This window comes from Catenovulum sediminis, from assembly GCF_007289895.1.
Classification (GTDB): domain Bacteria; phylum Pseudomonadota; class Gammaproteobacteria; order Enterobacterales; family Alteromonadaceae; genus Catenovulum; species Catenovulum sediminis.
The window spans coordinates 1,716,902-1,732,373 of sequence record NZ_CP041660.1; the positions used below are offsets into that span (position 1 = coordinate 1,716,902).

Here is a 15,472-nt window from a genome sequence, read left to right on the forward strand (position 1 = left end):
AAAATTTATATTTACGGTAACAGTGTGATGAAAAACTTTATCCGGACTGGACGAATACTGCTGACAACCTGCTTTTTAAGTAGTGCTTTGGTGACAGCTACCCAAGCAGAAGAGCTGGATGAAAACTGTGTGGTGAACATTTTAAATAGAACCATACAAGTGGCAGAAAATGGCGGTTGGTCACTGCCCAATGTACCCTCTAATCAAGGGGCTGTCAGAGCTCGGGCTACCTGTGTGAATGATGATGGTGCAACCGCTTCCGGACAGTCGGGATATTTTAATCTGCTTACAAACGGCATCACCCGGGTGGGTGAAATTCAATTTGCCGAGCAGGAACCTGTCCCCACGCGTATTAGCTTTTTAACTAATATCGTCATTAATCTAACTGCTTTGGGGCAAACTTACCAACTGGACGTGACAGCTGTTTATCCCGGTGGCATGACAGATAATGTCACCGCCGCGACGTCCGGTACTAACTATACCTCATCTAATTCTGCGGTTGCCAGTGTCAACGCAAATGGGCTTATCTCTGCGGCAGGCAGTGGCAACGCATTAATTACTGCCAGCAAAGATGGACAGGTCGCGACCCGTTTGGTACGTGTCAGTTTTACCGGTGATCAGGATGGTGATGGTTTGCCAGATGATTATGAAACAGAAAATGGGCTTGATCCGAATGATCCGGCAGATGCATTTGAAGATAGAGACAATGATGGATTAAGCGCGCTGGATGAATATTTGGCAGGCACCGACATCAATCTGGCAGATACAGATGATGATGGCATTTCTGACGGTGAAGAAATTATTGAAGGCGAAGATGGCTTTATTACCAATGCGCTCAGCGCCGATTCGGATGGCGATGGACTCTCCGATTTTGTCGAAGTCACTTTGGGTTCTTCGCCCAATGACAGCGCCGATGCGGATTATCAAAATGCCATTACCGCAATCAACGTAACACCTTCTAATGTGGTGATGACATTCAATGGTATTGATAGTGAAGTCAGCACACAATTAACGGTGCGTGCGACTCTGTTAGACGGCAATACCCTAGACGTTACGGCAAAATCAAGTGGCACCAGTTATCAGTCGAGTGATTTATCTATTGTCAGTTTTGGTTTAGCTGACGGTGAAATTTTCGGTGGTACAGAAGGCGAAGCAACGGTCACCGTATCTTTGTTTGAGCTGACTAAACAAGTGCCCGTGACCGTAGAAAGTTTTCAGCCAGCCGGTATTTCAACCTTAACCTTCAGCGGCACAGCTTATGATAACGATGTGCAGGGCGATTATGTTTATATCGCAGCCGGCGGTGCTGGACTGCATATCGTTGATGCCAGCGATAAAGCAAACCCTGAACTCATCAGCACCTTGGCAACCAGCGGCACTGCCCGCGATGTCAAAGTGGTTGGCGCGCACGCGTATGTCGCCGTGGCGAATAATGGTTTGGATATTATTAATATCAGTGATATCAGCCAGCCGGTTTTAACCGCAAACATTGTCACCAGCGGCAGCGCTGTTGATTTGGCAATGCAAAACAACCATGTTTTTGTTGCCAACGACAGTGGTGGTTTTGAAATTATCAATGTAGAAGAAGTTGGCGCGCCTTTTATCGTCAGTGCGCTGGATAACCTAGGTCGCATCATCAGTGTTGATGTGCATAACGACAGAGCCGTTGTCGCCAATAACTCAGCGGTTATTGTACTGGATATCAGCGATCTCTCTTCACCAATGCGCTTGGGGAGTATCAATATAGGTAATATTCGCGCGGTCGTGATGGACGGCGATTATGCTTATGTCGCTTGTTATACCTGCGGTTATAAAGTCATTAATATCAGTGATCCCATGCGTCCGGTTATTGTTGGTGGCGATACCCGTTTTTATCCGTCCGACGTTGAGCTGACAAATGGTTTTGCGTTTTTCAGTGATATTCTATTTGTAAATGCCGTGCCGTTTGTCAATATTGCCGATCCGGAAAACTCACTGTTTCAGGGCGTGATAGATATCCGACAGTTTGGTGATCGTGATGCCAGTGCATTGTCGATTGATGCCGGCTTTGTCTATTCAACCGGATACAACCGCTTATACATTTCTCAGTATCGAATTTTAAATGACAATCAAGGCGTACCGCCAAATGTTGAGGTGATATCGCCGCCCGATGGTGATGTGGTTGTGGAAGGCAGCCGCATTTTAGTCAGAGCCGAAGCAACCGATGATGTTGCCGTTGCAACCGTGCAAATTAGAGTCAACGGCAATCTGGTCGCATCTGATACAACCCGTCCGTACGAAGTGCCGATTACCGTTCCGACCGGCGTCACCAGTATGAATATACTGGTTGAAGGGGTCGACTTTGGTAATAACGTCGGTGATGCGATCGCACTGTTAACGGTTGAACCCGACGAAGATAATGACGGCTTAGGCGATAACGAAGAAGTCTTTACTTGGGGAACCGATCCGGCCGATGCCGACACAGACGATGATGGTTTATTAGACGGGCTTGAAATTGAACTGGCAACAGACCCACTTGATACAGATTCAGATGATGATGAAAGAACCGACGGCGATGAAGTCGCAGCCGGTACCGATCCACTCAACCCGGATATCACCCCACCTTTAGTCAGCTCAGTGAATCCGGCCGATGCGGCAACTGAAATTTGTGAAAATACCAATATCAGCGTGATATTTAACGAAACAATCGCGCGAAAATCACTGACAGATGAAAGTATTAAAATTATTGCGCAAGACACGCGTGTGTTAAGCGGTGTACAAAGCTTAATATCCAATAATACCGAGCTGACTTTTAACCCAACAGAACTGTTAGCAGACAATTCAACTTACAGTATTGAAGTCAGTGGCGTGCGAGATGCCGCCGGTAACCCGTTGGCCGAAACGTTCACCTCAGTGTTTACAACTGGCAATTGTGTCGATGAAGAAAGACCCTTTTTAGTCGATATCAGCCCAGTACATACTTCTGCTAATATTCCGGTTAATGCGGTTATAACCGCCATTTTAAGTGAGCCGATTGATCCGGTATCAGTAACAGAAGAGAGTATGTACGTAATAGACCAATCTTCAGGCCAACGCATTGGCGGGATTTTGGATATTGCAGAAAATAACTCAGCGATTTCATTTATTCCGAATGTGCCTTTGTTGGTTGGTAGACGCCATTATGTCTATTTAACCAGTGCGATACAGGATACTTTTAATAATCCGTTTATTGGCACCTCACGCTGGTTTGATACCTCATTTGATACTGATGGAAGCGGCCCGCAGGTGGTTGCGACCAGTATGTCAGATCAAGCGACTGGATTACCGCTCAATGTACTGCCTGCTGTTCGATTTAATGAAGCTATTAATGCGTTGTACTTAACCGATATTAAATTATTAGATGCCGTTGGTGCAGAAGTGGCCGTCAGTCGCGCTATCAGCGGTGACAGACGACGGGTTACTTTATCGCCGGTACAAGTATTAACCGCAAATGAAAGTTATACTTTGTGGATTGATGGGGTGCAGGATCTAAGTGGTAACCTGCTGGCTAACCCGTTAGAAATTAATTTTATGACAGGTGAGAGTGCGGATACCGAAAATGGCACTGCTGTGCGTTGGAGCATTCCGAATAATTCACAAAATGTTGCGCTTAACCCGCTGCTCGCGGTCGATTTTTCTGAGCCGATCGACCCAACCAGTATTAATAGCAGTTCATTTTATTTGCAAGATACCAGTACTAACCTGCCGGTGGCAGGACAGCGTATTTTATCAGACGATGGCATGCGGCTGACGTTTGTGCCGGATCAAGCTTTGCGTGAAAACCACAGATTTTATTTGTATGTGGGTTATTCACCCTATTTGCAGGATTATGCCGGTAATTTGATAGCGCAAAATAATTATCATTATTTTAATACCGGTCGTGCGCAAGATAATGAAGCCTTATCTGTTGTCGCGACGAGTTTAGGCGCTGACAACACTGATGTACCACTGAATGCACAAATTGTAATTCAGCTGGATCAAACCATCAGCGATGTGTGCCCATTAGCCAATGCCGTGAGTTTAATGTCTGGCGAAAGTAGCCTAGAAGTCACTGCGCAACTGGCCAATGATCGCCGCACGGTCACCATTACCCCGCTTGAAAATCTTACCGCACAAACAGAATATGCACTGGCGGTCAGTGGGTTATGTGACTATGCAGGCAATAACCTAGAAATCTATCAACTGAGCTTTACAACATTAAACAGCGATACTGAAGATACAACCGGACCGAATTTGCTGGATATCAGTCCGGCTCATACAACCGGCGATGTGGATGTCACCAGTCAGGTGGTATTAACTTTTGATGAACCGGTTGATTTGCGCTCAGCGCCACCCATAAAAGGGGCGGGCATTACTGTACCGGGCAGTTATCAGGTCGACGGATCGGTTATCACCTTTACGCCAGATATTCTGTTACCCGGCAGCACTCGGTTTACGGTTGAAATTTATTACAATGTGCCCGATTTAGCCGGTAATACACGTTATGGTGGCACGCGCTATTTCGATACACAAACTGTCGAAGATACCCTTGCGCCTAGCATTTTAGCGATTTCACCAGAAGATATGTCGACAGACATTCATCCGGCGCAAGCTGTGGTGCTCAGTTTTGACGAGCCAGTTAACTTAGATACGTTAAACGGCAATAATATTGCGTTGTATCACGACGGCAGTGTACTGAGCAGCAATATTTTCCGCTCGGCTGATGGTCGCCAAGTGACCTTATCCGCTTCATTACCGCATTCCGCTGTTGTATCGGTTGTGATGACAGACGGTGTGCAAGATTTAGCGGGTAATGCCATTACCCCATTTATCAGTTCGTTTTCGACCGGTGTTGCAGATAGCGATGTTTCACGTCCTAGAATCATTGCACAAACTCCGGTTAATGGCTCAAATGGTTGGGTTGATATTAATGAGGTTTATTTCTACGCAGACGAAGCGGTAGATGAAAGCACCTTAGAAGATGCCTTTAATCTGGCCGAAGATGGTGTATTAACGCAAGTAGATATTGCTGTCTTGGGCGATGGCAGAACCATACGGGTGCGCAAAGATACTGCCTTTAATGACAACGCGCTGATACAGGTTTATTGGGATAGCACGGTCACTGACTTATCCGGTAATCCGTTGACTGCGTACAATGCATATTTTAATACTTCAAGCGACACCGACAATTTAGGCATTCGACCCAGAGTTGAATCTTACTTCCCGAATGCGAGCAGCAGAGAAACGCCGCTAAATGCAATTTTGCTCACTCAATTTAGCGAAGAGATGGATATCACCAGCTTTACCAGCGAAAGTGCCATTTTGTACGATGTAACCGACGACTGGCGTGTCATGGACAGAAGTATCACTCTTGATGATACGGGGCGGATCGCACAAGTAGTTGCCGACGAAGGTTTGGTTGCCGATAACCAATATTATTTATGGTTCTCAGCTGCCTTATTAGACACCGACGGCGATAACCTACAAGGTAACTCAGCAACTTATTTTTATACAGATACCGACTCGGTTATCGATGATACCCAACCCACGGTTGCTGCAATGAGCCCACCCGATGGAGAAGAAAACGTAGGCACCAATAGCTGGTTTGCCAGCCGCTTTAATGAGCAGATTAACCCACTGACTTTTGCTGTAGACAATGCAATCAATGTGCAATTTGCCGAAAACAACAGAACGGTTCGATACACTATGTTGCAACCTTTGGCTGCCAGCAGTGCTGTGCAATTTAATAGCCCGGAGATGGCAGATGTAGCCGGTAACCTGACACTGAATAGCCAAGTGCAATTTACCACAGCGGCAGGGCCTGATTTTAACAGACCTGATTTACTCGATGTAAGTGTGACCAATAATCAGCAAAATGTCGCACTGAATAGTGTATTTGAATGGACCTTCAGCGAACCACTGGATCCGATCAGTGTTACCTCTTCTGGTGTTTATATTTACGATAATGTTGCGCGCGTTGCTATACCTAGCAGTTATGAGCTGAGCGCCGATGCTAAACGGTTAATATTAATGCCGGATCAAGCCTTGTTAGCAGGTCGTCAATATTATATTTACGCTTATTATTTACGCGACTTATCGGGCAATACGTCAGGTAATCATTTCCGTTATTTCACCACTGGATTTGCGGCCGATGTGACAGCCCCCACTGTGGTCAATGCCAGCATTGTCGATGGTCAAACCGAATTGCCGATTAATGCCCGTTTAAATGTGCGCTTTAGTGAAATGCTCAACCCACTTGATTTAGACGGCATTGTTTTAAGCGACTCGGCCGGTAATGCACTGGCAACGCATATTAGCCTGAACCGGGGCCGTCAACTGGTGAGCATAGTGCCTAAACAGCTGCTCGAACCCATGCAGGATTACTTATTAACCATTCAAGGCATTTCAGATTTAAGTGACAACCAACAAGCTGAAACACTAATGCTTAACTTTACGACCGGCCCAACAGTTGATTTAACGCAAGGTCAGATAGTGCGCTGGAGCATTCCGCAAAATACCCGTAATGTGGCGCTTAATCCAAACCTTGAAGTGCATTTCAGTGAAGCGGTTGATAAAGCAACAATCGACAGTCAAACCTTCTACTTATACGATAATGATGCACGAATCAGCGTTGCCGGCCAGTGGACACTGTCTGCCGATGGTATGGCTCTGAAATTTGAACCTGACGAAGATTTGCGAGCCAATCACTTGCATTATCTGTACGTTGGATATTCACCTTATTTACATGATTACGCGGGTAATCGTATTGCGGTGAATAACTATCATTATTTTTATACTAAAGATGAAAGCGATAATACTGCGCCAGAAGTACAGCAAATTAGCGTGGTGGATGGTGATACTGAGGTGCCGGTTAACGGACGGGTTGTATTAAAAGTGTCTGAGCCTATCAGTGATACGTGCCAATTAGCGGATTCTTTTGCGCTCACCACAGGCGGTGAAGCCGTACCCATTCAGGTGACAATGGAAAATGACAGACAAACACTGATTGTTAGCGGACAATCTGAATGGACGCCAGCAACCGAATATCAATTGTCTGTTGATGGTTTATGTGATTATGCCGGTAATACGCTTAGCCAAACATTAACAAGCTTCACTACATCGGCCAGTACAGACCCTGACGAAACCGGGCCAAACTTGACTGCAATTTCACCGATTCATCAAGCGACAGAGGTTGAAGTAGAACTAACACAAATTGTGATGACCTTTGATGAACCTGTTGATGCGCGCAGTCAACCTCCTGTTGTGGGGGGCGGTATTACCGTACCCGGACAATATGTGGTGGTTGATAATGTAATTACATTTACCCCAGCGATAAATCTGGCTGGTAATACCCGATATACCATTGAGCTTTATTACAATGTGCCGGATTTGGCAGGTAATATTCGCTATTCGGGCACCCGGTATTTCAATACACAAGCAGCCGCAGATTCGACCGCGCCGCTTGTTAGCGCAATATCTCCGGCGGCAGACAGCATTGATGTCAATCCGTCACATTCTGTGGTGCTGAGTTTTAATGAACCGATGCAAACCAGTACGCTAAATAATAACAATATCGCGCTCTATGCGAATGGACAGGTGATCCGACCCAATATATTCCGTTCGGCAGACGGTCGGGACGTTACGGTTTCTGCATCACTACCGCAAGCCAGTTTAGTCAGCTTAGTGGTAACCGAAAACGTACAGGATTTAGCAGGTAACTCGGTTTCACCTTATATCAGCTCGTTCACAACCGGAATGAACAACAATGATGTGACACGGCCATCAATTGTCACCCAGATACCCAATAATGGTAGTTCTAACTGGATAGGTTTAAGCGAAATCACTTTATATGCATCTGAAGCATTAGATTTAACCAGCCTGCAAGACGCCATTAAAGTAACAGATGACGGTGAATTATTAGCAGTTGACGTGGCATTAATGGGCGATGGCAGAACCATTCGAGTGACTGCCAGTGACGGTGAATTCCCTCCATCTAGCCGTATTAGTTTGTATTTAGACAGCACGGTTGTTGATGCCAGCGGCAATGCACTGAATACTTATTCTAGCTATATCAACACCGGCATTGAAACCGATGGAGTTGGGGATCGTCCAACGGTTGTGGCTTATCATCCGGTGAGTGCAACCGGAGGCGTGCCGTTAAATGCAACACTCATGGCGCAATTTACCGAACCTTTAGATAGCAGCACATTTGGTTCTGAAACCATTATTTTATACGATGTTACCGACAACTGGACAGTATTAAGCAGCAGTGCAGAGCTAGATGCCAGCGGTCATATTATCAAAGTTACAGCAGATGAAGCGCTCGTGGCAGATAACCAATATTATGTTTGGTACTCACAGTCTATTAAAGATACCGACGGTGATAATTTACGCACCAATTATGCGACTTACTTTAATACCGCCGCAGATGCTGTTGTGGATGACAGACAACCTATGATCAGCAGTATCAATCCACCGGACGGACAAACTGGGGTCGGTGTAAATACCTTATTCGCAGTGCGCTTTGACGAACCCATGAATCCGCTGACATTTGACGACGCCAACGGTGAAAATATCAGCGTGCAGTTTAGTGAAAATAATCAGGTGGTGATATACCGTAAACTCACACCGGTTGCCTCAGAAGCGGAACATACTGAAACCTTATCTGGTATACAAGATATGGCCGAAAATAGCGTGGTAGAAGATTCAACTCAATTTACCACTTTGGCCGGACCCGATTTTGACCGCCCAACCGTGGTTGATGTGGCCTATAGCAATAATCAGCAAGGGGTTGCAACCAATCCGGTTATCGAGTGGATATTTAGTGAACCTATTGATCCGGTTAGCGTGACAACATCCGGGGTGTATATGTACAACAATACCACCCGTGAAACAATTGCGTCTAGTTCACAACTGTCAGCAGATGGCCTGCGTTTAACCACAGTGCCAGACGAAGCGCTGGAAACCAGCAGCCAATATTATGTTTACGCATACTACTTAAGAGATTTAAGTGGTAATACATTGGGTAATCATTTCCGCTACTTTACGACTGGTGCAAGCACAGATGAAACCGCACCTACAGTGGCCAGTACCAGCGTGACCAACGGACAAAGCGCAATACCGCTTAACCTGATATTTAATGTACGCTTTAGCGAATCGTTAAGCCCCTTGTTTGATAATGGCGTGAGTTTACAAACGTCACTGGGCGTTGATTTTCCGGTTAATTTATCGCTTTCTCGTGGCAGAACTTTATTAACCATAGTGGCCAAACAGTTATTGGCGGCAGAAACCGACTATCGACTCACCATAAGCGGTTTAAAAGATATCAGCGGTAATTCAATGACAGACGATTTAGTGATTGATTTTACCACCAGTGATACCGCCGACTTTTATACCAGTGGCGTTGCGCATTGGAGTATTCCGAACAACAATACACAAAATGTTGCGCTGAATCCTTTACTGCAAGTGCATTTTGCTGAGCGGGTGGATAAAACCACCATTGATGGCAATACCTTTTATTTATACGACAATACCGACCGGTTAACGGTTGCAAGTAGTTGGGCACTGAGTACCGATGGATTAACGCTAACGTTAACACCGGATGCGCTGTTAACGGCAGATCACAACTATTATTTGTATGTGGGTTATAGCCCGTATCTGACTGACTTATCGGGTAACCGTATTGCTCAGAATAATTACAAATATTTCTGGACAGGTTCACATACCGAAGCAGACGAGAGTGCACCAACCGTGAGTCGCGCCAATATAACAAACGGTTTAACCGATATGCCTGTCAATGGTCAGGTTGTACTGGAAATGAATGAACCTTTAAGTGGCGCCTGTATTTTAAGTGACGGCATCGCACTGACCAGTGAAGGAAATGCGGTAGATAAAAGCATATCGTTAAACAACCTGCGTACCATTTTAACGGTTAAAGCTGCCAGCGGTTTTGCAACCGAAACCAGCTATATGCTGGCGCTAAATGATGTTTGTGATTATGCGGGTAATGCATTAACAGACTACACAGTGAGTTTTACCACCAATGCGAATGACAGTAATGATACATCCGGCCCGACGCTGCAAACAATCACGCCAGAAAATGGCAGTACAGGTGTTGCGGTAGACAGTAATATCGTGCTGAATTATGACGAAACACTCGATTTGCGTGCTGCACCAGTGCTTAAAGCCGGTGGGGATGTGATTGCCGTGAGTTACACAATTGATGGTAGCCAGATCACAATAAACCCGACTGATGATTTAACCGCGGGTACACAATATACACTTGAACTACACTATAATGTACCTGACTTAGTGGGCAATACCCGCTACGGTGGTAACCGCAGTTTTACCACCGCAGAATAAGCCGTAGAGTAAAAAGATGTTTTACCCGAATATAAGAGAGCTTTAACCGAGATGAAAAAATTTAAAGCAATATTTTTAGTGTTTATTGGCGTTTGTATCGCAGTACTTTTGTATCAGCTATGGCCACAACCACCCGAGTTTAACGAGCCAGATGCAGCTCAGCGCGCGCCTGCAAACTTAGAAAATCAGCAACACAGTGCTAACAAGCCAGCTATCCATGCAAGCTTTAACGCCGACAGCAGTACCGCCGACAGCAGTAATCAATTTTCAACCGAAAAAAATGCAGGTGAGACAGCAGAACAACAAGCACAATTGGCAGCGCGCAAAGAACAGGTTGCAGTTAAACAAGCAGAAATAGAAATTTTAATGGCAGAGCTGGATGAAAATTTAAAAAACAAAGCGAAAAAACAACAAATAGAACAGCAAATTAATCAAAAACTGGCTGAATATAATCAATTGGTATTGCCCATTGCACTACAACAAATGCAAGATAAAAACAAACAGGCTCAGTAGTTTAAGCATTCTATTGAGCTTGTTGTTATGGTGTCAGGCAGCTTATGCAAGCCAGGTTATGCCGATACCAGACCCGATTGCGCAGCAGGCTTTTTTATTAAATGGCTGGCGCGCAGACCGACCCAACTTACTGATATTCAAAGACCCCTTTTGCCCATATTGCATTAAAGCCATTCCAAAACTAGAACGATTGGTGGGTTATAACATCTATTTATTTTGGGCGCCTATTTTAGGCAACCGCAGCCAACAAAGGGTAACGCAATTTTTTAAATGCGACAGGCCAGTGAGCGAAAGCATTATGCAGGCCGTGGTGCAGGGCAATAGCCCTGCATGTAATCAACCAATACAACAAAATTTAATGCAGCAAAATAATGATTACCTAGATGCCTACCAGATTAACAGCGTACCGAGTTTTTATTTACAAGGGCAAAAAGTGTCACTGGCCCAACTGCTGAAATACCAACAAAGCGAAAGCGCCACGATATTAGGGGTTAAACCCGATTGGACGCGCTTTAACCACATGCAACAATTACCCGCATGGCAATCAAAAAACTTATTACTGTTTATCGCCGAAAAAGATATCAACAAAGCCGATGAACTATTAAACCAATACCAACCCGAATATCTAATCACCAGCGTACAAGTGCTACAAAAACACCCAAAATTACTGGGCTGCAACCACAACAAAGACGCCTGTTTTAGCAAACGCATAAAAACCTACCACCAACAAAAAGCCCTGTTTATGCTGATGTTTGGAGATAAATTAGATTTATCACAAAGCCTGCTTTTTGCGCATAACGGTAAACATAACTTGCTGTGAAATAGTTTGTGGTGAATTAAAAAGTCAGTGCAATCACAACCGCAATCATAACCCCAACCCCAACCCCAAAGCTGCGATGTAATAGCGCCTTTTAAAATTAATTTTTTGATGCTGTATGTGCATTCAGTCGCGTAGCGTTTGCCCTATATTCAGAAAAATGCGCAAGTTGCGCATTTTTCTCCTGACAGTAAATATTAGCCCGCCAAAAAAGAATATATATGGCAAAGCGTTAGCTAATTTGCTAAAAATACAACAAGTATTAATATGCGCGCAATTTTGGCAGAAAAATGCGCAAATCGCGCACTATTAAATTGTTGAACTAAGCCGCTGCGCGGAGTCGTAAACCTCACCATTTGAGACACACTTACCTATGGATTAACAACCAATCTGGAGGTAAGTCACCATGAATAAATTAATCCAACAAGTCGCCTTAGAAATAGAATATCGAGGGTATGCAGATAAAACCCGAGAAACCTATTGTCAGCATTTGCAGCAAATTGAAAATTATTTAGGTAAGCCGTTAGACCAAACAACAGAGCAAGATTTAAATTGTTATTTCGCTAGCCCTGAAGTCCGCAGATTATCGCGCTTATGAGGTGAGTTATGAAACCAATTCATCTAGCTGACATCCTTAATCAAGGCTTAGATGGTTATCAGCAAAACCACAAAATGAGTGTGCAGCAAAAGCGGGTATGCGAGCATATTCAATCGTGCCGAACGGGCGAGCTTGGATATCAAAAGTGGCAATGTGACCAATGTGGGCATCAAACTGAAATTGGCTGTAGCTGCCGCATAGACATTGCCCAAGATGTCAGGGTACAACCACTGAAGACTGGGTCGACAAGCAAAGCGAAAATTTATTGCCGTGCAGCTATTTTCATTTAGTCTTTACCTTGCCACATGAGCTCAACCTGATTGCACAATATAACGCCAAGCCTCTGTATCAAAGTCTATTTAAAGCCGTGTGGCAAACCTTAAACAAATTTGCCAACAACCGGCAGCACGGGCAATTGGGTATGACCTGTGTGTTACACACTTGGGGCCAAAACTTAAGTCAGCATATTCACCTACACTGCTTAATACCGGCAGGTAGTTTAAATACAAAGCACCAATGGCAAAGCGTTAATAAAAATTACCTTTACCCAGTGAAAGCATTATCCACAGTCTTTAAAGGCAAAATGTTGGCAGAGCTAAAAGCTCAGAATGTGAATTTAAACAGCTTAAACATTCCACAAAAATGGTGTGTGTACGCCAAACCCTGCTTAAGCCACAGCCAGCAATTGCTAAGTTATCTGGCGAGGTATACCCGAAAAGGCGTGATGTCAGAATCAAGGTTGGTTAAACATACAACCCACTCAGTGAGTTTTAAATACAAAGACTATCGGGATAATAACCAAAATAAAGTCATGACGCTTGATACAGAGGAATTTATCCTGCGGTATTTACAACACATACTGTCTAAAGGCTTAATGCGACTACGCCATTATGGATTTTTAGCCAATGCTTGTCGCAGGCGTAAAGTGATGCTAATCAAAGCACAATGTAAAACAGGTAAACCCTGTACAACAAAGCCAAAATCAGACAAAAAAATGCATTGGCCGTGCACAGAGTGTCAGGTAGGTGAGCTAAAGCTGGTGAGTATTTTATTACCAAGTCGAAAGTTAGTAGAGCCGGTACTAACTGGCTGAAACTTTTAAGGCAATAAAGCCCATAAAAAACAAAGCCCATTGGGTTGGGTTAGACCTTTCTGTGCATATTAAAAATAAAGTTGCAAAAAATGACCAAATTAGCTTAAATTACCGTTAATTCAATGCGCAAACTCAAGTTTAATGGATTGAAAAATGCTAACAACAAGGAGATTACCTGTCATGCCAACTGAGCTTAAAAAAGCAAATTCCTATAGCATAAATCAAACCAGACAACCGTGTTGTTTGCCCGTTCAACAAATGATTCATTCACACAAACTACGTGTGCATGAATACTAAAGCGTTAAGCTGCAAATTCAAATCGGCGCTTGAGTTATAGAGTTAAGTTCTATTATAAGGAAGTCTTAATGAGAAAAGTTCGGTGTAGTTTAAAGGATCCATTCCCGACGGAATTATTAGCTACTTTAGACTTAGGCAATATGGATGGTCATAGAGACTCTTTAATTGAACGAGGCTTCATAGCAACGCGATCTATTAAATCATTTTTGAATGATAAACACTCTATTATAATTGGAGCATTTGGTACTGGTAAAAGTGCTATTTTCAATTTAATGAGAAACAGGAGTGAAATTCTAGAAATTTATAAGAATGATTTAATTGTAACGATAGATGAGCAAATCCAGTTTGATCAGTTAAAGGAAGATTCAAAAAAATATTTCCCAAACTTGTCTCAGAAATTAACCTTTCAGTTGTTATGGAAATTTCAAATCTGTAGACGAATTTCAGAAGAAATATCATCTCTTGAAAACTTTCCCAATAGTGACTCTGAGCGTTATCTTAGCGAGTTTTTGAGTCGAACTGGGGAAGAGGAGGTCATTTATCAATACTGAGTCGAATTAAAGATCTGTTTGAAAAAGTATCGTTTAAAATTAAAACAAAGCTTTCAGACGTTCCTGTTGATGTAGAGCTATCAAAAGAAGCAACAAAAACAGTCAAACGGATAGAGCTTAATTTAGATAAAGTCATTGAAAACGCTTCAAAATCAGTTGAAGAAAGAGGTATTCGTCAATCTACGGTAATTATAGATAAATTAGATAAATTTGTTGCAGGTGAAGAATACGAAACTCAAAGGGCATATATTGAATCTTTACTAGAGTTAGAAGATGACCTGTATAGTCAAGAAAAGATAGGTTTTAAAGTGTTCTTGCGGTCTGACCTTTATGAAAGGTTAGATTTTTCAGCTCTTGGACCGGATAAAGCGGAGGATAATACACTGCGACTTCTCTGGAATAGAGAAGAGATTAGGGCATTTGTTGCTCGTAGGATGTACCTTGCATTAGAGGATGCAGGCATTTGGCATATGAGAGATATTTTTGAGTCTAGTGATATGTCAGATTATCAACTGCGTTGGTATGAAAAAATATTGCTTGAAGAGAAAAAGTCTGGATTAAAATATAAATTCTCTCATTACTACAATAAGTTTTTTGGCAGAAAGAAAAACAAGAGAACACTTTTTGAAAAATTAGACCTATTAATAATTAATAAACTATTTAATTCTAAGCTACTTCATGAATGTCCAGAGGGTAAAGAAGAGTCCATTTTAAATTATGATTTTTTTGATACTCACTTTTTAGATGGAAATAATTCATGCACTCCTCGTTATATGCTTGTATTTTTAAAAGAGTTATTGGATGAAGCAAATGAATATTATTTCAATAGTCCTAATATTCATGTAACCCCAGTTCTTGAAAGTGATGATTGGGTTTATAACCTCTTTGATCCTCACTTGGTCTACAAAGCGTACGTTCAATCCAAAGAAAAATTTATTCGGCATGTGAGTAAAGTGGATGACACTTGGACAAGTCATATTATGGAGCTTCTAGAGAAGAAAGGTGGAAAACAAACATTTGACTACAAATGGGTAAAAAGAAATATCCAATTTTCTGATAGTGAAAATGACCAAGCGTTAGTTTTTTTAATATATTTGCAAGTTATTGGATTTTGTAAACCTGTCAAATATGAAAGGGACATTAAAAAGCGTAACTTTGAGTTACCTATTTTGTATAAAACAGCTAAGAACCTGCCTTAGATGCAGCTTAATCGGGTAGCCGGAGGTTTCTAATCTCCAGCCCCC

General features: G+C 43.1%; 6 protein-coding genes and 1 pseudogene. All 7 read left to right on the forward strand.

The features are described 5' to 3' along the window. The first annotated feature begins 27 nt into the window (after nt 1-27). The 7 genes and pseudogenes from FNT16_RS06955 to FNT16_RS06985 all read left to right on the forward strand — a co-directional run bounded on the left by FNT16_RS06955 (nt 28) and on the right by FNT16_RS06985 (nt 15,427). A complete protein-coding gene (locus tag FNT16_RS06955) occupies nt 28-10,359 on the forward strand; it encodes an Ig-like domain-containing protein (RefSeq protein WP_143870908.1) in 10,332 nt (3,443 codons plus the stop codon). Between the two features lie 51 nt (nt 10,360-10,410). After that, nucleotides 10,411-10,872, forward strand: a complete 462-nt coding sequence (locus FNT16_RS06960; RefSeq protein WP_143870909.1) for a hypothetical protein — start codon at nt 10,411-10,413, stop codon at nt 10,870-10,872. 13 nt (nt 10,873-10,885) lie between these two features. Then, nucleotides 10,886-11,692 (forward strand): thioredoxin fold domain-containing protein, encoded by an 807-nt coding sequence (locus FNT16_RS06965; RefSeq protein WP_143870910.1) that lies wholly within the window; start codon nt 10,886-10,888, stop codon nt 11,690-11,692. A gap of 403 nt (nt 11,693-12,095) precedes the next feature. Continuing rightward, complete coding sequence (locus FNT16_RS06970) at nt 12,096-12,287, forward strand: phage integrase N-terminal SAM-like domain-containing protein (protein WP_143870911.1); 192 nt, start codon at nt 12,096-12,098, stop codon at nt 12,285-12,287. An 8-nt stretch (nt 12,288-12,295) separates the two neighbouring features. Beyond that, a pseudogene (locus FNT16_RS06975) lies at nt 12,296-13,380 on the forward strand (IS91 family transposase). A gap of 365 nt (nt 13,381-13,745) precedes the next feature. Beyond that, a complete protein-coding gene (locus tag FNT16_RS06980) occupies nt 13,746-14,228 on the forward strand; it encodes a hypothetical protein (protein WP_143870912.1) in 483 nt (160 codons plus the stop codon). Between the two features lie 308 nt (nt 14,229-14,536). Next, nucleotides 14,537-15,427 carry a hypothetical protein gene (locus FNT16_RS06985; RefSeq protein WP_143870913.1) on the forward strand — a complete coding sequence of 297 codons (891 nt, stop codon included), beginning with the start codon at nt 14,537-14,539 and terminating at the stop codon, nt 15,425-15,427. Nucleotides 15,428-15,472 lie beyond the last annotated feature (45 nt).